This window comes from Gordonia sp. SGD-V-85 (genome assembly GCF_001456905.1).
GTDB lineage: Bacteria > Actinomycetota > Actinomycetes > Mycobacteriales > Mycobacteriaceae > Gordonia > Gordonia hongkongensis.
The window spans coordinates 13,517-36,957 of record NZ_LNQO01000027.1 but is presented as its reverse complement, the minus strand read 5'-3'; the positions used below and the strand labels follow the sequence as shown (position 1 = coordinate 36,957).

Below are 23,441 nucleotides of genomic sequence, written 5' to 3'. Positions count from 1 at the left end.
TTCGGTTCGCCGAACTTTCTAGTTCGGGGGGTACGTGCCCTGGAACAGCGTCATCGGCGTATCGCGAGGAGATGGAACTCGGCGAAGCGATGGGCGTCATCGGCACGTTTGACGGTGCGCCACTCCTCGTCGAAACCGGCATCGGCCAGGGCCGCCGCCATCCGATCCGGGTGCCAACGCCACGCGGGTGCCACCCGATGGTCGAACTCGACGATCTCGTCGTCGGGGGTCGTCTGACCGGCGACCAGGACGGTGCTGCCCGCGGCCATCCGCTCCGCCCAGCCGCCCACGATCTCGGGCACGGAGTCGGGTGGCACGTGGATCAGGCTGAAGCGGGCCAGTACGGCCGCGACGGTGACGTCGGCGAGCTCCGGAGCGTCGATGCGGGCGTCGCCGGAGACGAACCGGACGCCGGGGTGCTTCGACCTCGCGATCCGCAGCATCGCCGTACTCGGGTCGACGCCGACCGCGTCGAACCCGAGTGCGACCAACTCGGCGGTCAGGAGCCCCGGCCCGCAACCGACGTCGAGCACCGTTCCTGCGACACCGCTGTCGCGGACGTGCTCGACGAACGCCCCGAAGGCGTGGCGCTGCAGGATGTTAGTGAACGGGGACGGGAAGGTCTCGGCGTACAGATCGGCGAGCTCGTCGTAACCGGGCTGCGAACTCACACGACTCCCGACGCCCGCAGATCCTCGATCTCGCGGGCGGACAACCCCAGCAATCCGCCGTAGACGGCCTCGTTGTCGCAACCGGGGGCGGGGGGACCGGCGTTGCGGATGCCACCGGGGGTGTCGCTGAACTGTGGCACGACGCCGGGACCGAGGACGGTGCGCTGCGCGCGTTCGTCGTAGTGTTCGGCGATCATCCCCCGTGCCTGTAGATGCGGGTCGGCGACCACCTCGGCGACGGAGTTCACCGGTCCGACAACGACTCCCGCGGCACCGAGTACTTCGGTCAGCTTCTCCGGTGTGTACTGCCGCGACCATTCGCCGATCAATTCGTCGAGCTCGTCCTGGTTGCGTCCGCGCGCGGCGTGATCGACGAAGCGGTCGTCGGTCGCGAGCTCGGGTTGTCCCATCGCCGCGCACAGCCGGGCGAACACCGAATCCTGGTTGGCGGCGATGATGACGTGCGTGCCCGCACTGGTCGGGTAGAGGTTCGACGGAGCGATGCCGTCGAGCCGGGTGCCCGACGGGCCGCGGACGACGCCACCTGCGTCGTAGTCCGCGATGGCCGATTCCTGCACGGCGACACATGATTCGATGAGGGATGTGTCGACGACCTGCCCCCTGCCGGTCACCGCACGCCGGTACAGTGCCGCGAGGGCGCCCTGCGCGGCGAACATGCCGGCCAGGGTGTCGCCGAGTGACAGCGCCAGCCGGGGCGGGAGCTGTCCGGGGTAGCCGTTGAGATACCGCAGACCGCTGGCGGCCTCGGCGACGGAGGCGTACCCGGCTCGTGTCGAATCCGGGCCGGTCTGGCCGTAGCCCGAGACGCGCACCACGACGATGCCCGGGTTGCGTGCGGACAGTACGTCCGGGCCGATACCGAGCCGCTCGAGCGTTCCGGGACGGAAGTTCTCGACGATGATGTCGGCCCGTTCGACGAGATCGAGGAACAGCTCGCGCCCTCGGTCCGCCCGCAGATCGAGGGTTACCGCTTTCTTGTTGCGGCCGTGCACCGTCCAATAGAAGCGGTGACCGTCGACCTCCGCCTGTCCCCAGGTGCGGATCGGATCGGGCTTGCCGGGCGGTTCGATCTTGATGACGTCGGCGCCCATGTCACCCAACAGCCGTGCCGCGTGTGGTCCGGCGATGAGCGTGCCCAGTTCGAGGACGGTGACGCCGTCAAGCGGGCCGGCGGGACGGTCGCTCATCGGTCTCGGCGAGGTGTCGGTCATCCAGACAGTGTGGCCGGTCACCCGGCGTGCGCCAAGGGTCGACCCGGGTGCCCGGCGGATCGCGGTGCGCTCTCGCCTGCTGGCCGACGCACTCGGAATGTTTGGAACAAATCACGCCCGATGTGTCAATGAGCACCGGCCGACGCTAGGGTGTGTGTCGTCGAACACACCGAAGGGGCGGGAAGAACATGGTTGATCACGCGTCGGGCACGGGACTGCTGCCGGACATCCGGCTGGCCGACATGGTGTCGGGAGTCGCGTCGTTGCGTCGTGACGCCGGCACGATTCTGCGGACCCTACCGGCGATGCTGCCCACACCGCCGACCACGAAGATGTCCATCGGCAAGCGGTTCCAGCAGAGTGCGCAGAAGTACCCTGACCGGGACTTCCTCCGGTTCGAGGGTGTGTCGATCACCTACCGCGAGGCCAACGCTCGGGCCAACCGGCTCGCGGATTTCCTCACCCGCGAGGGTGTCGGGCGCGGTGACGTGGTCGCGGTGCTCTCGCGTAATCACCCCGATGTCGTCATCGCGATGTTCGCGATCGTCAAGATCGGGGCGATCTGCGGAATGCTCAACTTCAACCAGCGCGGTGCGGTGCTGGAACACAGTCTCGGACTCATCGAGCCGAAAGTGGTTCTCTATCAGTTCGATCTGCTGGAGGCGCTGGAATCGGTGCCGACCGGATGCCGGCCGGACAAGGAGTTCACCTTCGCCGAACTCGCCACACTGACCGCGCGCTGCTCACCGCTCGACCGGCCGGTCACCGACTCGATCGAGGTCGGGTCGACCGCGATCTACATCTTCACCTCGGGCACAACGGGTTACCCGAAGGCGAGCAAGATGAGTCATTACCGCTGGCTGGTGGCGATGAACGGCATCGGCGGGCTGGGAATCCGTCTGCGCGGCGACGACGTCATGTACACGGCGTTGCCCTTCTACCACAACAACGCTCTCACGATCTCGGTCTCGTCGGTCCTCGCATCGGGAGCCTGCCTGGCCATCGGCAAGCAGTTCTCGGCGTCGAAGTTCATCGACGAGATCATCGAGAACAACGCCACCGCGTTCGCCTACATCGGTGAGCTGTGCCGCTATCTGCTCGCGCAGCCGCCGAAGCCGACCGATCGCGCGCACCGCCTCCGGCTGGCCGTCGGCAACGGTCTGCGCCCGGACATCTGGGATGCCTTCACCGAGCGGTTCGGTATCGACCGCGTCGTCGAGTTGTATGCGGCGAGCGAGGCGAACATCGGTTTCATCAACGTCTTCGGCTTGTCCAAGACGGCCGGGTTCTCGCCGTTGCCGTACACGATCGTCGAATACGACGAGGAGACCGGCGAGCCGCTGCGCGGTCCCGACGGGCGGGTGCGGCCGGTCGGGAAGGGTGGTACCGGATTGCTTCTCGCGCAGATCAATTCACGGGTACCGTTCGACGGTTACACCGACCCGGCCGCGACCGAACGAAAGATCGTCCGCGACGCGAAGCGCAAGGGCGACAGGTGGTTCAACAGCGGCGACGTCGTCCGCGATCAGGGCTTCTCGCACATCGGCTTCGTCGACCGCATCGGTGACACCTTCCGCTGGAAGGGTGAGAACGTGGCCACCACCGAGGTCGAGGCGGTGCTCGACGCGCACCCCGCCGTCGAGGAGGCGGTCGTGTTCGGTGTGCCCGTTCCGGGGGTCGACGGCAAGGCCGGCATGGCGGCGGTGAGCCTGCGAGACGGCGAGACCTTCGACGCCGACGGTCTCGCCCGGCACGTTCGCGACGGTCTGCCCGCGTACGCCGTGCCATTGTTCGTCCGGATCGTCGAGGCGCTGGAACACACCTCGACGTTCAAGAACATGCGCACCGAACTCCGCAAACAGGCTTACGGGCAGACCGGCGACGATCCGCTCTACGTGCTCGTCGGGGAGAAATACGTCGAGTTCTATCCGGAGTTCGTCGAGGAGTTGGCCGGCCGGCCGACGCGCTGAGGTCAGGCGCCGCGCAGCGCGGACAGGCGCTCGCCGACGAAGTCGAGCGCGCTGCGCTGCCAGAGCCCGATGTGATCGAGCATGGCGTGACCGCCGCCGGGGACTGGGATGAACTCGGCGTCGACGCCCAGCGCCGAGAGCTCGGCGATGCCCTTGCGGGTCCGCTTCGCGAGCGTGCGGGTGTCGGCGTCGCCGTGCACCGCGACGACCCGCGCGCCGGGCTGGATGTGTCGCCAGTCGGCGAACTGCCACCACGGCGCCAGGCCGAGGACGCCGATGACCCGGCGGTCGGCGGCGAGATGGGCGGCCACGCGTCCGCCCATCGAGTGTCCGATCGCGACCACCGGCACGCCCGGGTGCCGTCGGCAGATCTCGTCGAGTGCCGCACGGGCGGGGAGCAGAGGTGAATTGTCGTCGCCGTTCCAGCCGTACACGCGGTAGCCGACCTGGTGGACGCGCACCGACCGGCCGAATCGCAGTCGCAGCGACCAGGTGAACGGGTACATGCGCAGGGCGGACGGCTGCCAGGGGCTGAACGGTTTGTGGCTGTTGTCCGTGCCGCCCGGCAGGACGAGCACGAGCAGGCCGGGGGATCGGCGTCCGGGGGACAGCAGTCCCGACAATCCGGCGATCAGCATGTGTGCAGGCCCCTTCGATGCGACGTCGACGATCGTCTCACCGTAGCGATTCGGTCTCCGGGTCCGGACGGATCGGTTCGTCGACCGGGCGAACGGCGTGTGGAGTGGCACAATCGCGGTCATGGCACATCCTCGCGCTGGTACCTTGGCCCTGCCCGAAGACCTCGTCGACGTGGACGCCCTGGTGCGTGCCTATTACGACAACACACCCGACCCGTCGGACCCGTTGCAGCAGGTCGTGTTCGGGACGTCGGGGCATCGCGGATCGAGCTTCGACAACGCGTTCAACGAGGCCCACATCCTCGCGACGACGCAGGCGATCGTCGACTACCGCCGCTCGGCCGGGATCTCCGGTCCGCTGTTCATCGGGTTCGACACCCACGCTCTCTCGGTCCCCGCCTGGCGCACCGCACTCGAAGTGCTCGCGGCCAACGAGATCACCGTCTACACCGCCGAGAGCGACTCGTTCACACCCACGCCGGCGGTCAGCCGCGCCATCCTCATGTTCAACCAGGACAACCCGGGGGTGCTGTCCGACGGCATCGTCGTGACGCCGTCACACAATCCGCCGCGGGACGGCGGATTCAAGTACAACCCGCCGACCGGCGGTCCCGCGGACACCTCGATCACCTCGGTCGTCGCGGCGCGGGCGAACGAACTGCTCGAGCAGAAGCTCGACGGTGTCGCGCGCATCCCGTTCGAGCGCGCGCGCGGCAGCGAGTTCGTGCAGGACTACTCGTTCCTCCTCAACTACATCGACGGACTCGGCGACGTGGTCGACATGCGAGCGATCCGCGACGCCGGCATCCACATCGGCGCCGACCCGCTCGGCGGCGCGTCCGTCGGCTATTGGGCGCTGCTGGGCCTCCGATACAACCTCGAGCACCTGACGGTCGTGAATCCGACGGTGGACCCGACGTTCTCGTTCATGACGCTCGACACCGACGGCAAGATCCGGATGGACTGTTCGTCGGCCAACGCGATGGCCTCGCTCATCTCCTCCCGTGATTCCTACGACATCGCGACCGGCAACGACGCCGACTCGGACCGGCACGGCATCGTCACGCCCGACGCCGGTCTGATGAACCCCAACCACTACCTGGCCGTCGCGATCGATTACCTGTTCACGCACCGGCCGCAGTGGTCCGAGTCGGCGGCGGTCGGCAAGACGCTCGTGTCGTCGTCGCTGATCGACCGGGTGGTCGCCGGGATCGGACGACCGCTGCTCGAGGTTCCCGTCGGCTTCAAGTGGTTCGTCGACGGCCTGTTGAACGGTCGCGTCGCCTTCGGTGGCGAGGAGAGCGCCGGGGCGTCGTTCCTGACCTTCGACGGCAGCCCGTGGTCGACCGACAAGGACGGCATCATCATGGCGCTGCTGGCGTCGGAGATCCTCGCGGTGACGGGCAAGTCGCCGTCGCAGCGCTACGCCGAACTCGCCGAGGAGTACGGGACCACGGCGTATGCGCGGATCGATGCGCCGGCCAGCCGGGAGCAGAAGGCGGTGCTGTCGAAGCTGTCGCCGGAGCAGGTGACGGCGACGGAACTGGCGGGCGAACCCATCTCGGCGATCATGACGACCGCACCGGGCAACGGCGCACCGATCGGCGGCCTCAAGGTCACGACGGAGAACGCCTGGTTCGCGGCTCGCCCGTCGGGCACCGAGGACGTCTACAAGATCTACGCCGAATCCTTCAAGGGCGCAGACCATCTCGCGCAGGTGCAGAGCGAGGCGCAGCAGGTCGTCGACGCGGCGCTGGGGGCGTGAGCGAGTAGCGGGCCGGCCGTGGCGGTCACCGCCCCGTTCCGGCCGGACGTTCCCTCAGACAATTTTCAGCGCGACGCCGTTATTGTCGGAATGTGAGCAAGAAGCGCAAGCCGGGAGCATCGGTGCCCCGCACCACCAACTCGAAGTATCAGCCGAGCGCGCCGTCGAACACGATGACCTACGTGCTCGGCGGCATCGCCGTCCTGGTGATCGCGGGCCTCGTGATCGGCGGGATCTGGTGGAGCGGACGCGATCAGGGTGACACCGATCAAGCCGCGCTGGCGTCGAGTTCGACGATGATCGTCGGTCCCGAGACCGCTCCGCTCATCGACGTCTTCGAAGACCCGATGTGTCCGGTGTGCAAGGTGTTCGAGCAGCAGTCCGGACCGGCCATCACCAAGGCCGTCACCGAGGGCAAACTCCGCGTGCGCTACCACACACTGCACTTCCTGAACTCGCGGTCGGCGACCGGTGACTACAGCTCGCGTGCTGCCGGTGCGCTGACCTGCGTGGCCGACGAGCAGAACACCGATCTGTTCCTGCGGTTCCACAGCGCGCTGTTCGCCGCCCAGCCGCCCGAAGACGGCACCGGCAACATCAGCAGCCCCGAACTCGCGCGGCTCGCGACCGAACAGGGCGCGACGCCGGCGACCGCCACCTGCATCACCGACAACGCAAAGGTCGCCCAGGCCGAGGAGAACGCCCAGAAGTCGACCGACGAACTGTCGAAGGCGACCGGCGGACAGGTCGGCACGCCGACCGTGCTGCACGACGGCGAGCCCGTCAACGGCGTCCTCGAGGGCACCGGTTGGCTCGACAGCATCCTGGGTGGCGGCAACTCCTGAGTCGCGGGACGCCGATTCGACACCACTCGGGTCGGCGTCCTGGCGATTTGGCTGGTATCGCCGAGATGGTGTAACTTCGCCAGTGCCCTTGAACAGGGCGGAACAACAAAATACGGGGCTATGGCGCAGCTGGTAGCGCACCACACTGGCAGTGTGGGGGTCAGGGGTTCGAGTCCCCTTAGCTCCACCGAACGAAGCCCGTTCCGACAGATGTCGGGACGGGCTTCGTCGTTGGTGGGATAGAGTCTGTCGAACCGAGTTGCGTAGGGACAAACGGTTGCGCGCTCTACGGAGGCGGCAACGTGTTCTAGCTACCGGATTCGAAGTAGGGTGCGATATCCCTGACGAAATCGGTTGTGCCAGAAGCTGCGAGAGCATCGAGGAACTGTTCGGTGGTCACCGGTGGGCGACGACGCTTGTCGGCGGTTTGGGCTACAGATGCCACCGCACGCGCCGGATTGCGGTGGAGTAGGTCCAACAGGAATTGGTCGGAGCTGCGTATGTGCAGCCCCAGCGGCTCCACAACTGCATTGGGAAAATGCTGGGTGTTGTCGGTGACGATCGCGGCCGCGTGGCCTCTCACGGCGGCTGCGACAACGTGTCGGTCGTCAGGATCGGGCATTCCTGAGATTGCCTCTTCAAGTGGTTCCCAGCCTTCGACGCACGCGTCCTCGAAGGCATCGTTCATGGCGTCGACCCGCAAGCGTGCGGTCGCCTCTGAGACTCGTCCCTTTGTCGCCCGATTGATACCGCGCACCGTCTCGTCCATGATGCGGTTGCTCCACAGCGGGTAGTACGCCCGTTGCTCGGCGAAGGTGAGCAGCAGATCGGCCTTGTGGATCGGCACCAGAACACACGCGTCGAGCATCACGCGAAACCCCGCCACTACCGCTTGCGCTCCTCGGCAATCTCGCGGCGAGATGTGCGCATGGCTTCCCGATAGTCCTCGGCGGGCACGTCGTACAGACCGCTGTCTTCGGCGTCATCGACGAGAGCTTGCAGTGCCCCGCGCCGCTCGATTGCGCGCTGTGACTGGTACTCGAGTAGATCGCCTAACTTCACGCGCCGGTGACGGCTGCCTTCTACGGTCTCGTAGGGGATTCTGCCGCTCTCCAGCAGTTTGATGAGAGTAGGGCGGCTGATGCCGAGGTAGTCGGCAGACTCCTGCGTCGAGAGTTTCTGGTCGACCGGAGCGACAACGACCGCGCGGTGCGCGCGCATCGCATCCACGATCTGTGTCAGCGTCCGATAGACCTCGAGCGGGAGAGGCACTTCTTCACCGTCGGGCCCGACGAGTGCGGCAGGCTCGTGGTGGTGATCAAGGAACCGCGACAAATCCATGAGGGCGTCGAGGTCGGGGGCGTCGGTCGGGGGGAAGAACGTTCCTGTTCTGCGCGGTGCGGTAGTCGGGCTCATTTAGCAAGTTTGCCGACTAATCGAAATATCCGCAATCCCTTTGGTGGCTGTACTGGCAGAGGGGGTCAGGGGTTCGAATCCCCTTGGCTCCGCCAAATGTTCGTCGTTCAAACCCTGGGCGAACGTCAGCACTGGTGTCTGACGTGGTCTGGGAGTGAAGCTCAGGAGCACGGCCGTCTGGCTGTGCTCCTGTTGCATTTGGTGGTACCGCTGTCCGCGCGGGATGAGCGACACGACATGAGCTGTCGAAGTGTCGCCCGAATCGGACTCGTTCTGCTCGGGCATGGCGTGCCTGAGACGCTTCTGACGGTGTTGGATGGTCGTCCGCTTGTCGACGGCAAGCAGGTGAACGAATGGCTGCTGCAGCTCCGCGTCTGAGACGGTGCCGTCGCTGTTGATGTAGATCCGAGTGAAGAAGCCTTGGTTGAGCATGCGCCGCTCGGATGGCCGCGCCCTCTCGTAGAGACGGTGGCAGTGGTGAGCGAGTTCGATGGCGCTATCGGCCCGGTGGCGGAGTTCATCGAGACCTTGGCCTGAGATAGCAAGCTGGTTTGTCGCCGCCTCGATTACGTCGGACAGACGCTTCATTTCCTTCTTCAACAATTCCAGCGGTATCGCCCCGTCGTAGTGCGCAGCAAGGAGCTTCTCCTGCTCAGTCTGGGCGCGCGTTAGCCGCTTCTTGGCGGCGGACGTGTCGAGTTCGGCCTGCTTGCCGTGGGCGCTCAGTTCACCGTGAACGGTTTCGCTGATAGCAGTCGCGTCCTCGGTCGTGAGGGACATCGCCCTGTAGAGATCTTCGATACCTTCTTCGATCCTGCTGAGTCGGACGAAGCCGCGCGGGCAGGGATTGTCGGCGTCCTTCCTACCCATGCAGAAGTAGTACTCATACGTGCCGCCCCGTCCCTTGTTCTTGGAATACACCATTCGTTGGCCGCAGTGGCTGCACCAGATCGTGCCGCGCAGGTGATGGTTGTGCTTGTTGTCCTTTTCCCCGGCCGTGTTGTGTGCGTGGAGAATGTCCTGCACGCGAATCCACGTTTCGAGCGGGACGAGTGGCTCGTGCTTCCCCTCCCGGTATGCGCCGCGGTAGGTAACGACTCCGGCGTAGTACGGGTTGGAGAGGATCTTGTGGAGTGACCCGATCGAGACGGGTCGGCTCGGCACGCGGGGTGTTCGACGGGTGCGGAGGCCTTTGTCTTCGAGCGCGTCTCGGAGGTTCGCGATGCTCCAGTCGCCGGAAGCGTATGTTTCGAATGCCCACTGAATGAGCGGTGCTCGTTCTGGATCGGGGTCGACCCAGCGGATGTCGGCCAGGTCATCGATCGTGCGTTTGTTGAGGTACCCGAGGGGTGCCCGTCCTGGGGTTCCTCCACGAGCGTGCTTGGTCGTGAGTCCCTTGAGGACCTCGCTCCCGAGGTTGTCGGAGTAGTAATGGGCGATGCCGCGCAGGGTCTGCAGCTGCATCTTTCCGGCAGGTGTGCCATCGATGTTCTCGGCAATGGAGACGAGTTGGCCGTTCATCCGCTCGAGTGCGTCATCGATCATGAAATCGACGCGCTTGCTGCGACCCAGGCGATCAAGCTTGTGCACGATCACGTGAGTGACGTTCCCGGCCATGATGTCTTCGAGGAGGCGTAGGAAGTCAGGCCGTTTGGTATCGCGCCCACTGAATCCGGCATCGACGTACTCATCATGAATCAACAACCCGAGATCGCGCGCTCGGGCACGCGTGACTTCGCGCTGATAGGGAATCGAGTAGCCCTCGACCTCCCCACCGACATGCGCCTGTTCGGCGGTGCTGACGCGAAGGTAGATCCCGGCTCGCCCGCGGGTGCGCGCGACCGTATCCGGGTGTGAGGCTGCTTGTGCTGTCACCAATTCAGTTGGTGCCGAGCCTTTTCGAAGGAGCGCCGCGACCTCATTGCGTGCGGCCTGGGTTCGTGCGTCGTTCTGCTTACGGCGGTGTTTCTCCAAGCTGGTGCTGAACGCGCTGAAGTCGATCGAACCGTTGTCGGTGCTCATGCGGGCGCTCCTGTGGATGGCTCTGGTAGAGAGGGGGTGGGCAGGGTATCGGGTCCATCGGCATCTGGGAAGGTGTCGGCGCAGTACAGGTGCAGATCGAGCCGTGATGGCTCCTCGATGTCGAGGGGCAGGCCAAGTTCGGCCATGCGGCGTTTCATCGCTCGTACCGACACGTGGCACGCCATTGCCAGTGCCTCCGGGGTACGCAGACCCTCGCCCCAGAGGTGGTAGACGGCTTGCTTGCTCATGAGGAGGCAGGCCGCGAAGTGGTCGCAGACCTGCTCGATCTGCGATGCACTCAGGCGGGCGTAGATGCGTTCGACGGCGCAACCGGCGTCAATGATGTGCTTGAGTTCGTGGGCGACGGTGAACCGTTGGCGGGTGAGCGGTTCGGTGGTGTCGACCACGATGACCCACCGGCCCCGCTCGTAGTAGCAGTGGCCAGAGGCCGGGTAGTCCTTGGCGACGGTGGTCGCGGCGTGGATCTCGACGCGCGTGATGCTCAGGAGATCGCGCTTGGACACGACGTGCCGGTCGGCGTTGAAAGCCCGGGCCAGACGCACCGCTTGGCGTTCAGCCGCGCGCAGAGCCTCTGGGTAGCTCATGGCGAAACGCGGCATCATGCGCCGCAGGTTTCGCAGCGTGGGCGCTGGCAGATGGTTGTACATGTGTTCCCTCCCTTCATATTTAGCTTTGTGCAACGTCGAGGTGGTCAGCGCCGGTGCTGCTGGTTCTGTCGGTGCATGGCATTCACCATCGCTTCGACTTCGCTGATCTGCTCCGGGGTCAGGTCCTGGTAGCGGTGGCGGAAGTACACGGGCAGGCTCGGAAGGGGGTCGTCGGAGGTTTGCCAGATCGCGTCGTAGAACACTTCGACGTCTACGTCGAGGGCTTCGGCGAGCTTTTGTGCGGTTTCCGGGGTCAGTGACATCTTCCCCTCCTCAACGCGGCGAAGGTTGGAGCGGTCGTAGCCGCTTCGGGTGGCGAGCTGCGACATGGTGATACCCGCTTGCTGTCGGAGGCGCCGAAGTAGTGCAGAGATCGGCGTCGGCGAATCAGGTTCTGAGGCAGTGGTTTTGACGTCCATGTCCTTCTATTGTCGCAGGTAGAAGCTACCCCGCCAAGGTCGTTTCGTTGCGGAATGGACAACGACTGCGGTCGGGTGTCAGGGGTAGAAGACATGCACACCCTCGCTGCCATCAACGACGCTCCACTCGCTGCGCAGGGCAGAACCGAGGCCGTCGGTGTCGATCGTCAGGTAGGAGCCGAGTCCGGTGCGCTCGCGGATCTTCTCCAGCTCCTCGTTCCAGCCCATCGCGTCGACGTACTCGTCAATGAACGTCCCGGTACTGGTGTAGCTGCCGTGGTAGTTGTCTTCGAACCCATCGAGGCTGGCTTCCTCGGTGCCGACCAGGTCGACGTAGGCCGCGAAAGCTTCCCCGTGTTCTGCTATCCCGCAGGCGATCCTGTGGACGGTATCGAGACGGTCGTACTCACCGACGCGGAAGTCGTAGAAGCCTTCGTAATCGTGAATTGCGAACTCTTCGGCGTCATACTCCTTCGATTTCGACAGCATGCGTGTGACGGCGGCCTGCAGGTCGTCGAGTTCCTGTGTGGGGTCGAGCCATTCGCCGTGCAGACGGCCGTTGTTGTAGTCCGCCAGTGAGGCAACGTAGATCATCGGCGCTACCTTGGAACGCTCGCGCTCGTAGGGGTTGGTGGTGTGTTGTTCGGGGGTGGTTTCCATGCGTAGTTCTCCTTATTCAGTTATGGGGTGGTGTTCGTGGCGCGCCTGCTCGATGCGGTCGCGCGCCTGATCCGCATAGCGGGGGTTGAGTTCGACACCTAGCCAGTCCCGGCGGTGCTTCTCGGCGGCAAGAGCAGTGGTGCCCGCGCCGACGAACGGGTCGAGGACCCGACCCGGTCGCCAGCCACCCGGACAGGTGCATTGGGGCTGCAGCTGACCGGTTCTGAGGGGGCGCCCGCCGACTTCGCGGATGGCGCGGAGCCACGGCCTCTGGCAGCGGCGACAGATCCGTGCTGGGGTACCGGCCAGGATGCAGCGCTCGGCAAGCGCGATGGGGAAGGTGGCGTCGTGTGCGCCGCTATACCCGGCGGTCGGGATGCTCCAGACGTCGCCGGGTGACTTGCCGAGCGGATGCGCGCTCACACCGCGTCGTTTCATGCTGGCCAGCCCGCGGTCGGTGTCTCCCGGGCGCGGTCCGACGGAAGGTGGCGCGTCGGGGCGTCCGGGCGGCCGCGTCGATGGTCGCCGCCGTCGGGTTGGTCGGGTGGCTGCCGGAACGCGGATGGCGTCCAGGTCGAAGTAGTAGCGCTCCGCCCGGGTCATGAGGAGCACGACTTCGTACTGGGTGGACAGGCGGTCGCGGACGCTGGATGGCAGTCCGTTGGGTTTGTGCCAGATGATCTGGTTGCGGACGATCCAGCCGTCATCGGCGAGGGCGACGGCCAGGCGCTGCGGGCCGAGCAGCATCCCTTTTCTACGGACTCCTTCTCGTGTGTGTTCGGCGTACCCGTCGCCCACGTTGAGCCACATGGTGCCGTCGGGCCGAAGGACCCGGGCGAGCATGGCGGCGACGGAGCGCAGCTCGTCGACCCAGTCGTGAATCGTCGCTTCTTGCCCCATCTGGTCGGGATGTCCGTAGTCACGGAGCCGGTGATAGGGCGGTGAGGTAACAATGCAGTCGACCGACCCCTCGGCGAGCGATGGTAGGTGCTGGCGGACATCGCCGACGATGATCTGCCCGCTCACGATCGTGCCTCCGCATCAGTGCCGTCCCGGCCGAGGAGGAGCGGAGCAACGACGCCCGCGCGCACGACGAACAACTCGTGCACCTCACGGGGCAGGCGCGCGAAGACGGCCTCGAGCTGCGCGACCCGCCGTGCATTCGGCACCGCCCAGACCACCCGCGGGAAGACGCCGAAGCGGGCTTGCTCGACGCCCGAGCGCCAGTAGGCGACGTAGGCTTGGCACTTGCGCAGCACCGTGCTGGTGCTCTCGGTGGCCATGTCCTGCTCCAGGAAGGTCGCGAATGAGTAGCTGTCGTCATGGGTGAGAACGAAGGCGTCGGGCCGGATCGTCGCGGTGCCGCCGTGTGGGGCGGGGTAGCGCCGCCAGCAGGCTGGTTCGGGGCTGAACTCGTCCACTGTCATGTTTGCGTGCCAGGAAGCCTCGTAGAGCGCGACCGCCTGCTCGCCGATTGCGAGGACATGGCGGACGAAGCGCTCGCCGGGTTCGCCACTGGAGCGGCGGCGTTCGGTGCCGTCCAGCCGGGCAAGCGTGGTGCTCCCGCGTCCCGAGATCCGGTAGACCGTCCCGGTCGATCCCGCGTGGACGCCGCCAATCCGCCGGTCGAGTCGACGAACGTAGCCGTCGTTGGTGAGACGCTGCAGCATTCCGCGCGTTCGGCGAGCGCGGGTGGCCGGCGAACCGGCCGTGATGGTGATTCGTTGGATCTGGTCAACCGAGAGCAGTCGGAACCGCTGCAGAAGACGCAGTGTCGTGACGTCGCGCTCGGACAGTTCTGGTCGTCGGCGGGCACGTTGCCCAGTTCGATTGCGGCTCATGCTAAGTGCTCCCATGAGGTGCTTAGATTCGCGTGCAAGGGGGCGGCATCGGTGCAGGCCAGACCACGTTCTGAGATGAGGCGACCGGTAGGCCGATCGGTAGCCGGGGTCCAAGGGCGGTTCATGATTGCCCTCCTCGTTTGACCCGCCCGACCGGCCCGCTCGGCGGCGTGTCCCAGCGGGCGACGAGCGCGGCATCAATCGCGTTCCCTTCCCTGCCGTACCGCGCCTGCGAGACGCGGATGCGCGGCTCGGCACTGGCCGGTGCTTTCGGAAGCGCAACGGTGCCCAGATGCGTGGCACCCGGGTGCCCATGGAGCCGGACGATGGCCTCGAATTCCTTGAGACGCGCCAGGTCCTCCGGCGTGACGGCGGGGCTGCCGACGAGCTTGGCGACCGCCACGCGATCGTCGGGGCCGGGAGCGAAGGTGACCAGGGTGCGCAGATTGGCCGCAATGACGGAGCGCAGCGCACTTGGGATTTGGCCAACATTCTGATTGACGAGTGCCAGCCCGATTCCGTACCCGCGAACCGTCGCCGTCAGATCGGCAAAGTCCAGGCTGTTCGTGAACTGCGGCCACTCGTCGATGTAGAGCGAGCCGACCGGCCGTCGGGAGTTGGACTGGCTCAACCGGCGTTCGATCGCGGCGTAGAGGTGGTTCAGGAGCAACGAGCCCAGCAAGCGAGCAGCTTCAGGACCGATTACGCCTCGGTTGAGCGAGACCAAGACGATGCCGTCGGCCGCGAGGACTGAGTCGAAGTCCCAGCCGGGAGCCGGCTGGCCGAGAACACGCCGGATACTGGTGCGGCTGAGGAAGGCCCGCAGTTTATTCAGGACCGGCGCGACGACCTGTGAGCGTTCCGGGTCGGACAGACCGTCGAACCAAGCGAGCCATGGTCCGATCACCACCGGGTCGGTCGTCTCGGCGGCCACGCGTCGCCGGAACGCTGGGTTCGTCAAGATGGTGGGGATATCGGGAAGCGTGCCGTCCGGCAGACGCGCCGCCATGATGAGCGCGTGCAGCAGGACGTCGGCACTGCGCGGGCCGATCCCGGTCCCGAACTCGCCGCGCAGGACTCCGACGAGTTCGTCGGCGCGTCGCTCAGCGTGCTCCCGAGGCCCGGCGAGTGGGTTGAAGCCGACCGGGTGCTCGGTGGCGCCACCGTCAATGAACACCGTGCGCGTGACAGCCGCAGCGGATATCCGCGCCATCACCGCGCGAACGGCGTCGCCTTTGGGATCGACCATGACGACCGGTCGCCCGGCGGCGATGTCCGCGAGCGCCATGCGCACCATCAGATGGGACTTGCCGGAGCCGACTGGTCCGAGCAGCCACGTCCCGCGGGTGACGGTGCCAAGTGGCTGCACCACCGGGTGCTGGCGAGCCGCCGGGTGAAGGCTGACGCCTAGCGGGCGGCCATGACGAGGGAGAGGGGGTGGCGGGTCACCGATGGGGAGCTGCCATGCGTGCTCGGCTCCGCCGAGCGGCCAGCCGAGCAGCACCGCCAGCTCTTCGGCCGAGGCGATGCCGCCCCACCGCCGGTGGGCGACCGTCGCGACTCGCTCAGGGGTGCGGGCGGACGGGGTGAACACCACGCGTCCCTCGGCGCTCTCGGCAATCTGGAGTGCTTGCCGTACCCCGGCCAGCGCACGGCGCGTCGAGGTCGTGGCGATCCGCCCGCGTACCGCGAAGAGTGGTTCGCGCGCTTTCGCCTGCCAGGCTGATCGTTGTTTGGCCGTCTCCGGCTTCTTCGGCGTCAGCCCGAGTTCAGCCGCCAGGTCAAAGGACTGCGGCCGCGTGCTGCGCTGTTTCGCAGGACCGACGACCCACTGGACGACCGTGGCGTCGGCCTGCGAGCCGTGCAGCGCCGCCCCCATAGCGGCACTCACGTCGGTCGCTACGTCAGTGCGCAGGGTCGCGGCCACCGACCCGAACCCCACCTCGTATCCGAGGAACACCGGGCGGCGAATCGCTGCAACCGTCTTCGCGTCGAGTTCGTGGCTGAGCATGTGCGGGACGCCCGAGACGAGGTGCTTGATGAAGGCGCTTCCCAGCGGATGTTCGACACCGATGAGATGGCGCACCAGGCCGCGCGTCGCCCACTGCTCGAAGGTGACGACCGGGACGCGCCCGGTGAACCCTACCATCGGCCGCGACAACAGCGGTCGCACGAGTGACGTCATGGCCGCCTGATCGGCCCCGCGGGGCACGAACACCTCGTGCCAGCTCATCGTGGGCGTACTCATGATGCCGTCTCCGTCGTTTCGGAATCTCCGGGAACATCGTTCGCTGTGGTGGCGGTGAGCGACGAGGGCGTGACGCCGCGAGTTGCCATAGCGATGACCGCGCGGGCGACTTTGCGAAGTGCTTCCGCGTCGTCACGGCTGCGCCGGACGCCGCTTACTGCGGCGGGTACTTCTTGAGAGTCTTTGCTGTGCATGTCTTCTCCTTTCTGGTGGCCGCGCTGAGAACGAGATCGCAGCGCGGCCACCGGACGGATCGACTGGACACCCCCTGGAATCACGCGCCCTGGAAATGGGCGCACTGAACAGACCTGACGCCGGGTATTGAGTGACGAGCAGGGTGACGTGACGTAGAGGGAGGCCAGGAACAGCGGCCACCAATGCGGGCCGCGCGATCCGGTTAGTTAGTGCGGGGTGAGTGACGATTCTGTGCTGGCCGGTGAACAGTCGGAGCGCGGGAATGGCTCTGCGCGAACGAGTTCGGGTGACGACTCAGCGTGGCGAGGCGGTCGCGCCCCGTCGTCTGTTCTTACTGTGGGGTAGGTTCTACCCCGCGTCAATACATCGTTGACAGGTCTACAACACCGAGCGGTACATCGTGTCCGCGAGAAACGGGCGACCGGTTCGTGGCGTTGTGATTTCGACACTGGCGCGCTCAGAACCATCCGGCCACCGCCTTGAGGACGACCATCCCGACCAACGCGGCCACGACGATGAACACCAGTACCGGCTTCAATCGCTGCAAGGTGACTTCCGCGACCATCGCGATGACCCAGAGGAACGCCAACCCGATGACGATCCAGAACACGATGTCGCCCAGGTGGTCGGCAGCGACCGACGACGGATCGGCGGGCGGGGGAGTCGTCACGGACGCCTCCACTCACCATCCGGCCATTCTGTGGTGCTGCGGGCCTCTTGCAGCATCGCGGCCAGCGCTTGGCTGGTCAGTGTCCGGATCTGCTGCTCGGCGTCGTGTTCGACTCGGCGGACGCGCACCCGTTCGAGCTGCGCGGAAGCATCTTGGGCGCGGTGATCGCGGATTGCATCGGTGACGGCGATGATGAAGCCGGCGACCACCACCAACAGCACCGCCATGCTGAGGATGAGGGCAAAGGCCAGCTGCGCGCTCATCGTCGACCCCGACGAAGCTCACGAGCGCTGTCGACGACGATCTCGCTCGTCAGGACAGCGGTGAGATCCGCGATCGCGGCCAACCGTCCCGATGCATGGGGTGTCAGCTGCGCCAGCGCAACTTCTGCCTGACTCAGTTGCGCCGTCGCGACCAATGCCGATGTGCTGATGCTGTTGAGCGCGCGGACGCGTTCCTGCTGGACTTCGGCCGTGGCGTCGATCCTGGCCAACTCGCGAGCGACACGGCCTTCAAGCCGCTGCAGCTCGCGGCGCGTCTCGCGAGCTTCGCGCGGTACCAAGTAGTCCGAGCTGGGTCGCCACGCCCTCTGTATTTCGTTCACTGCTGATGCTCCTCGTGCGTTGCCTCCGAGTCTCTTGGAGGTGCGGATTTCGCAGTTTCGAGGCTAGGTCGCAGGTCAGAGGTGGAAAACCATAAGCGTGATAGCACTTGCGAACGGTAGGATAGCCATGTGGAAGCCGATGATCGGGATGCCGACGGGGTCGTCTACTACCCCGAAAACCTGATGCCAATTGTCCAGGAGCTAGGTGTTCGATACAGACGCTTCTCGGAGCTGCGGGAAGAAGTGCTGATCGGCTACGCCTACAACACGGCGCGGGCATACTGGTCGGATCTCGACGATGTTTGTATTTGGGCCCTAGAACGCGCGAAGGACCCGCTCGATCTGAGCGAGCGGGATATACGGCAGTACGTAGCCTTGCTCCGACGCCGAAAGTACAGCGAGAACACGATCAGGCGACGTGTCACGGCGGTCCGCAAGTTGTACGACCGACTGGTAGCAACTGGACAGCAACAATCAAACGTAGCGGCCAACGTGCGGATCGGGAGGTAGGTGCAGATTCCGGACCAAGTCTAGTGCCGAACGCGTGGTGGATCGTCCGTGAGCGCATGCGAATTCTGGCTTGCTGCATAATTACCAGGACAGACGTGGCCGCCTTGCGAGACGAGCGAAGTGGCGATTGAGCCCTATCGAGCAAAGTCGCGCCCGCTAGCATCTTTTGTTGAGTGCCGCGCGGGCTTCGCACGACATCCGCGCCGCGATGGGGTCGAACGGGTACAATGCCGGTACACCCTCGGCGTTCGAAGTGACCGACATAGCCCGTCTGACTTAGCCTTAGCCGAGACTCTATGCGAGAGGAATCGACGGATGTCTCGTTTCCGTCCAGTGCATGAAGATGTGCGCTCTATTAGTGCGGAAAGACTACTTCTTGGTCATGCATTGTCGCCTAGTAACCAGCCCCATCTGTCAGATCTAATTGAATACATAAGTCAGCCCGAGAACCCAGTAACGATCTTCGTTGGTGCCGGCTTTTCTATCGATTCGGGGTTTCCTAATTGGGGACGCCTATTGGAGTTAGTCGCTGAGAAAATCCAGCGTGATGATTTCAGGCAGCTGGCTCTCGATGACGGTGATGACCCATTACGGCACGCTGAGACGCTTTTGCGGCTGATCTCTCCGAGTTCGTCATCAACGGACGCGGATATCGTTCGCGACGCGCTGTATGCATCAGCGCCTAGTGCTACCGAGCCCGGGCCCTTGGCGCAGTCGCTGGCGACGCTTTGCGCCTGCGGGCCAGGCAGGTTCTCGGTCATCACGACGAATTTCGACGACGTGATTGAATCAGCACTGGCGGAAGAGTTTGACGAAGATGACATCTCTGCCTTCAGCCTCAACGGAGTCCATGATGATGGAACGAGGTGTGGGGTTGACGAGTGGCGCGCTGCGCGTGAAGAATTCGGTGCACGGGCCGTCCTTCACTTGCACGGAATGACCAGGCGGCAAATGACGCCATTGCAGCCCGTCATTCTGACGGAGTCACACTTCTTGAGGCACGGACCGGCGGTGCGCAAGATCATTTTTGATGAGCTTGTTGAACGTTGCGTGATCTTTATCGGAGTTAGCCTGACTGATCCGAACGTGGTTGGTCCACTGTGGGACCGCGCCGAGGAGATCCAACGCACCGGTCGTAAGCTCCCCCCTTGCTTTGTCCTGCATGTACCGGGGCCAGTGGAGGGCGCAGATTCGCTAAAAACCAGTTACGCCTACACGCTTTCGAAGTATCGGTATTTTGAACTGGCGCTCGGAGTAAAACCTGTCTTTTTGAAGTCGTTCTCCCAGTTGCATCAGTTGATGAGCGAGTTGTCTGTCAGTCATTTGGTTCAGATCAAAGCAGAAAGTAGTGCGACGACTGAGGAAAGACAATCGTACGGAGTACGGTTCGGGAACAAATTGCGCAGTGCATACGAAACCCTGGGCTACGATCATTCCGGAAAGAACATCGCGCATGATGCCGCATTGCGTGTCTCCGAAGCCCTGCGTCGTGAGCTGGCGCCTGGGAGCAGTCTAGGAAGTATGTTGTACGAGGCTGATTATGAGATTCGAGCCAAGCATCAAGAGCTGGTGGGCTCAACTCCAGGCATGCAAGAGACCGTGGGCTCAACTCCGGGCATACAAGAGCGGTTCGGACTCTTCCTTTGGCTCCGGGTTCCTGAGACGCATAATGGAGATCCTGCGCCTTACGCAATCCGGCTGGTAGGTGCGTCTCCGTACACGCATTACGAAGAATGGTCTTTCACGCGCGACGTCGTGATCGAGGCGGACTCACTCTACCCGCCGTCGACAGCCGTGTTCTCTGGGATGGCTGTGGCAATGAACCTGAAGGCTACGAGCGAATTCCAGCTTTGGAGATCGGCTATAGCAGTCCCCGTGAGGGTTGAGGGGGACCGTTATGAGCGGGAAGACGGAACCAGCATTGCAGACTCAATGACAGTTGGCGCCGTTGTTCTGAACTCGAACAAGATGACAGTACTGGGGGAAACTGCGGATACAGGAGTAGACGCAGTGGGTCGAAACTCAGGCGTACACGAACTCTCGATTTTGGCTGCGTACACCCAGCGAGCAGATGTGATAAACACACTTATTCAGGCGATCGAAGAAGCGGCGAAGAGTGTTATCAACAGTTGATAATTAAGCAGCAGGCGGCAATCCATCGTAGTAGCAATACGAGTGTCCACGTACGATCTGTTAGGCGTTTAGCCCCTTAATCGGAGCCTCTTTCTGCACTATCTGACCGCCTAGTGTTACGTGAGGTATCGACTTGCCGTTCGCTTCTGTTACCATGCCGAGTGTTGCTCTGCACCATTGGAGCAGAAAACTTCAAGACAGTCGATCCAACTGCCCTGCGTGACCTCTGACGCATCGCCATGGATTTTGGCTCCTGTTCCGGTGGAGGTGGCAAATCGATGTACTCAATGTTGGTAGTTGCTAGTTTCGAATTTATGCGGTAGATATCCATCCTGGAATTATATCAAGGTCACGAAACTGTAACAATAGCATCACGGGTTCGCTGCTCTCAAGTGTACACCTGGCGCCCCAGGCGGCGGACCTCAATGTGACACGCTGCACGATGGGAGCGCAAGGACCCCTGTCCGCACTCTCCTCGAGGTCGCGAAGCGTCCCACACCGTTCTGGCCTGTAGCGAAAATCCCTGGTGATGCACGGACACAGTGAAACAGTGCGTACCGCTAGTGTCCGGCAGCGCGTGAGGCCAACAACCCGGGCTGGATGAAGTCGGCATGCTGTGCAGGATCGGCTGGCGTGGTATTGTCCGCCGAGGAGGTCCTCGGCTGTTTCGGTCGTGTGCTGGAATCCTTGCGTCAATTGTTTGATTGGGCGGCTGTGGCCGCAGTGACGGCAGGTTCTTCTGATGAACTTGACGCGCCGGAGCGCCTTGCTACCCAAACGAAGGCGACCCCGCTTCGGGGCAGTACCCATCCGGTATGCGACACAGCGATAGACCGTTCGGGAACGTTCGGCGGCATGTGCTCGATACGCGTCTTGTGGCTACTCACGAAGAAGTCGAGGACGTTGACGTAGTCGATCGATGTGTCGCTGTAGTCCAAAGCGATGTCAACGTTCCGGGTTGCCTGCTCCATGTCGAAGTGGATCATGTGGCCGCGCTGAGGTGTACGGACTCGGTACGTGTAGCTGATGGTGACGGGTCTCTGCGCGTCCACTGCTTCTCGTCCGACTGATGCGGTGTAAAGCTGCCCGTCCTTGCGCTGAGCGCGGCGGATGGTGCGTTGCTCCCCGTCAACGGCGAACTGGACGAGTTCGAAGGCATCGCGGCTGCTGGCATCAACGCCGTTCTCCTTGCGGACGAACCATGCTGACGTGAATTCCGAGTCGCCGGCCAGTTCGCGGTACTCCTGCCGATCGGACACGACGGCGAAGCGACGAGAGGCGTGCTTCGGTACGACCGTGTACTCCCAACGAACGGTTGAGACGATCATCGGGGTCGACGAACTGCCTGCACCCTTGTCCTCGGACAGATGAATGGAGATCTTGGCGTCGTACCACCGTTCACTAGTGTTGATCGCCTGGTCGCGGAGATCCTCGTAGGCTTCCTCGGCGAATTCGGCGTCGCCGATCCGAAGGGCGAGGCTGTTCTTGGTGATGTCATCCAGCATGTCCGGCGTTGCGACGCTCGTCAGGTCATCGACGTCGAACGCGAACCCTTCGATGACGGATTTCCGAAATGCGTCGACATTCGACTTGAGGAGCCGGTCGACGCGAGCGTCGTTGCGGGCTTCGTCGTCTCTTGCGAGCCATGCACTGACCAGAAGGCCGAGCGCGGCCGCGGTAAACAGCACATCGCCTATGCCGAACACGAAGGTTGAGAGCTTGTCGTCAGTAACGAGCCAGATGCTGGCGCCCATAAGAATGAACCCCACGAAACTGAGACTCACGATGATGAGTGCAAGCTTGATGGTGTGGATTCGTTGGAGCGGGTCGCGCATGAATAAGTTTAGTATAGCAAACTAATGCTAAGTCGCCCAGCAGGTTTGGTGTTCCCGGTGAAGGTCTCCTAGTTCAGGCTTACCGTCCATCGCTGAGACTTGGGTTCGTCTCCTTCAAGCCATTCAGCGTCGATTTGGATACTACCGCTTCCCATCGCGATCAAAGACCAGCCGAGCTCTGAGTCACGCTCGACGGTGATTGGCGAGTCGGGGGCCTCGAAGTGAAACATGCTGCCGTCGACTGGAGTGACTGTGAAGGTCATGTCGGTTGCGGCTGAGCTGCCGTCGTTACGAACGACGAGTCGGTTAGCGATGACTCGGTGCTTCATCTTGCCGCTCTTGTCGATGCCCCGTTGCTCCGTGCGGTGATCGTGATGCCAGCGCAGGACCGCACCAGACGCCTGGGGGATTGGCGCTGGTGCCGACGCCCATCCTCGATCTGAGATGTCCATCTCGAGTGCGCGTATCACCTGGCCGGCAAGGCCTGAAGGGTCGCTGTAGTCGCCGAGAAGCCCCTTGTTCCGCAGGCTCTCCTTGAAGTCGTCGAGTGCGGATAGTTGCTCCCGATCCGCGTCTCGGGGGATCGCCTCGGTCGAGAAGTAGACGTGGACAGGTTTGCCGAGGTCAACCGCACGCTGAATCTCCTCGGCGGTGCCGGACACATCTACGCCGGTGGCAGTGCCGATACGGCTGTCGAAGAAGGCGACCACGACGTCCGACTGGTCGACGGCTTGCCCGTTGATGATTGCTTGCGGCCGGTCGCCCATGCCGGGGACAGCGTGTCGTTCGTAGAGCCAGGGGAGCAGTGCCACCTTCTCGCGGCGTCCCCGCTGGATGTTCCAGTCATTGATCGCGTCACGGACGGTCGCGCGTTCATCGGCGGTGTCGCCAGGCGACGCCACAACAACGAGTACTCCGGTCATCTGTTCTGTCATGTTGGTGATTGTGCAACCGGGCACCGACAGACGGGGTCGAGTGGCGCGGCTGAGTGCGTCTGCGCTTTGGCGCGCCCATAACTCGTAGGCTTGAATGACAGGGACCCCTGGGCGTGTAGACGACGCCCAGGGGTCCCTGTCCAGATGCCGGGGCTCAGATCAAG

The 23,441-nt window shown here is 64.1% G+C and carries 23 protein-coding genes and 1 tRNA gene; 6 read left to right on the top strand and 18 right to left on the bottom strand.

The features are described 5' to 3' along the window. Positions 1–50: 50 nt before the first annotated feature. Positions 51–671 (bottom strand): class I SAM-dependent methyltransferase, encoded by a 621-nt coding sequence (locus AS181_RS22185; RefSeq protein WP_058253660.1) that lies wholly within the window; start codon positions 669–671, stop codon positions 51–53. Beyond that, a complete protein-coding gene (locus AS181_RS25035; RefSeq protein ID WP_058253684.1) occupies positions 668–1,903 on the bottom strand; it encodes a CaiB/BaiF CoA transferase family protein in 1,236 nt (411 codons plus the stop codon). The genes AS181_RS22185 and AS181_RS25035 overlap by 4 nt, the downstream gene beginning before the upstream one ends. 188 nt (positions 1,904–2,091) lie before the next feature. On the opposite strand from AS181_RS25035, the gene AS181_RS22175 reads away from it, so the two are divergent. After that, positions 2,092–3,873: a long-chain-acyl-CoA synthetase gene (locus AS181_RS22175; protein WP_058253659.1), complete on the top strand. Its 1,782-nt coding sequence runs from the start codon at positions 2,092–2,094 to the stop codon at positions 3,871–3,873. A 2-nt stretch (positions 3,874–3,875) separates the two neighbouring features. Here the strand turns inward: AS181_RS22175 and AS181_RS22170 are convergent, their stop codons facing one another. Beyond that, a complete protein-coding gene (locus AS181_RS22170; protein ID WP_091344483.1) occupies positions 3,876–4,634 on the bottom strand; it encodes a serine aminopeptidase domain-containing protein in 759 nt (252 codons plus the stop codon). Between AS181_RS22170 and pgm the strand changes: the two genes are divergently transcribed. From pgm to AS181_RS22155, 3 genes are all read left to right on the top strand, one after another. Beyond that, positions 4,633–6,276, top strand: a complete 1,644-nt coding sequence (pgm, locus tag AS181_RS22165) for a phosphoglucomutase (alpha-D-glucose-1,6-bisphosphate-dependent) (RefSeq protein WP_058253658.1) — start codon at positions 4,633–4,635, stop codon at positions 6,274–6,276. The genes AS181_RS22170 and pgm overlap by 2 nt on opposite strands. A 92-nt stretch (positions 6,277–6,368) precedes the next feature. After that, entirely contained in the window at positions 6,369–7,121 is a 753-nt protein-coding gene (locus AS181_RS22160; protein ID WP_058253657.1) for a DsbA family protein, read from the top strand. Between the two features lie 114 nt (positions 7,122–7,235). After that, positions 7,236–7,308 (top strand) — tRNA-Ala (locus tag AS181_RS22155). Positions 7,309–7,428: 120 nt separating this feature from the next. Here the strand turns inward: AS181_RS22155 and AS181_RS22150 are convergent. The 13 genes from AS181_RS22150 to AS181_RS22095 form a co-directional block, all read right to left on the bottom strand. Then, a complete protein-coding gene (locus AS181_RS22150; RefSeq protein ID WP_058253656.1) occupies positions 7,429–8,007 on the bottom strand; it encodes a PIN domain-containing protein in 579 nt (192 codons plus the stop codon). Next, positions 8,007–8,537, bottom strand: coding sequence for a helix-turn-helix domain-containing protein (locus tag AS181_RS22145; RefSeq protein WP_058253655.1), 531 nt, complete (start codon positions 8,535–8,537; stop codon positions 8,007–8,009). The genes AS181_RS22150 and AS181_RS22145 overlap by 1 nt, the downstream gene beginning before the upstream one ends. Further along, positions 8,538–10,559, bottom strand: coding sequence for a recombinase family protein (locus tag AS181_RS22140; RefSeq protein WP_082653020.1), 2,022 nt, complete (start codon positions 10,557–10,559; stop codon positions 8,538–8,540). Further along, positions 10,556–11,227 (bottom strand): ImmA/IrrE family metallo-endopeptidase, encoded by a 672-nt coding sequence (locus AS181_RS22135; RefSeq protein WP_058253653.1) that lies wholly within the window; start codon positions 11,225–11,227, stop codon positions 10,556–10,558. The genes AS181_RS22140 and AS181_RS22135 overlap by 4 nt, the downstream gene beginning before the upstream one ends. Before the next feature lie 44 nt (positions 11,228–11,271). Next, positions 11,272–11,646: a helix-turn-helix domain-containing protein gene (locus AS181_RS22130; RefSeq protein ID WP_082653019.1), complete on the bottom strand. Its 375-nt coding sequence runs from the start codon at positions 11,644–11,646 to the stop codon at positions 11,272–11,274. Positions 11,647–11,724: 78 nt separating this feature from the next. Further along, on the bottom strand, positions 11,725–12,306 hold the full coding sequence (locus tag AS181_RS22125) for an antirestriction protein ArdA (RefSeq protein WP_058253651.1): 582 nt from the start codon (positions 12,304–12,306) through the stop codon (positions 11,725–11,727). Between the two features lie 12 nt (positions 12,307–12,318). After that, positions 12,319–13,332 carry a DNA-methyltransferase gene (locus tag AS181_RS22120; protein WP_058253650.1) on the bottom strand — a complete coding sequence of 338 codons (1,014 nt, stop codon included), beginning with the start codon at positions 13,330–13,332 and terminating at the stop codon, positions 12,319–12,321. After that, on the bottom strand, positions 13,329–14,147 hold the full coding sequence (locus AS181_RS25230) for a replication-relaxation family protein (protein ID WP_175404383.1): 819 nt from the start codon (positions 14,145–14,147) through the stop codon (positions 13,329–13,331). Before AS181_RS25230 ends, AS181_RS22120 begins: the two co-directional genes overlap by 4 nt. A 121-nt stretch (positions 14,148–14,268) precedes the next feature. Beyond that, entirely contained in the window at positions 14,269–16,395 is a 2,127-nt protein-coding gene (locus tag AS181_RS25225) for a type IV secretory system conjugative DNA transfer family protein (RefSeq protein WP_175404382.1), read from the bottom strand. Further along, positions 16,392–16,589 carry a hypothetical protein gene (locus AS181_RS25030; RefSeq protein WP_139114258.1) on the bottom strand — a complete coding sequence of 66 codons (198 nt, stop codon included), beginning with the start codon at positions 16,587–16,589 and terminating at the stop codon, positions 16,392–16,394. Before AS181_RS25030 ends, AS181_RS25225 begins: the two co-directional genes overlap by 4 nt. Positions 16,590–17,047: 458 nt before the next feature. Further along, positions 17,048–17,260 (bottom strand): hypothetical protein, encoded by a 213-nt coding sequence (locus tag AS181_RS22105; protein ID WP_139114257.1) that lies wholly within the window; start codon positions 17,258–17,260, stop codon positions 17,048–17,050. Next, positions 17,257–17,523: a hypothetical protein gene (locus AS181_RS22100; protein WP_058253646.1), complete on the bottom strand. Its 267-nt coding sequence runs from the start codon at positions 17,521–17,523 to the stop codon at positions 17,257–17,259. The genes AS181_RS22105 and AS181_RS22100 overlap by 4 nt, the downstream gene beginning before the upstream one ends. Beyond that, positions 17,520–17,864, bottom strand: coding sequence for a hypothetical protein (locus AS181_RS22095; RefSeq protein ID WP_139114256.1), 345 nt, complete (start codon positions 17,862–17,864; stop codon positions 17,520–17,522). The genes AS181_RS22100 and AS181_RS22095 overlap by 4 nt, the downstream gene beginning before the upstream one ends. 129 nt (positions 17,865–17,993) lie before the next feature. Between AS181_RS22095 and AS181_RS22090 the strand changes: the two genes are divergently transcribed. Beyond that, positions 17,994–18,374, top strand: a complete 381-nt coding sequence (locus AS181_RS22090) for a site-specific integrase (protein WP_058253644.1) — start codon at positions 17,994–17,996, stop codon at positions 18,372–18,374. A 315-nt stretch (positions 18,375–18,689) separates the two neighbouring features. Beyond that, a complete protein-coding gene (locus AS181_RS24745; RefSeq protein ID WP_082653018.1) occupies positions 18,690–20,507 on the top strand; it encodes an SIR2 family protein in 1,818 nt (605 codons plus the stop codon). Between the two features lie 692 nt (positions 20,508–21,199). Here AS181_RS24745 and AS181_RS22085 read toward each other — a convergent pair. Both AS181_RS22085 and AS181_RS22080 read right to left on the bottom strand, forming a co-directional pair. Beyond that, positions 21,200–22,342, bottom strand: coding sequence for a hypothetical protein (locus AS181_RS22085; protein WP_058253643.1), 1,143 nt, complete (start codon positions 22,340–22,342; stop codon positions 21,200–21,202). Between the two features lie 68 nt (positions 22,343–22,410). Further along, the gene (locus AS181_RS22080; protein ID WP_139114255.1) at positions 22,411–23,277 is read right to left on the bottom strand and encodes a DUF4062 domain-containing protein; all 867 of its coding nucleotides are present in this window, start codon (positions 23,275–23,277) and stop codon (positions 22,411–22,413) included. Between the last annotated feature and the right edge of the window lie 164 nt (positions 23,278–23,441).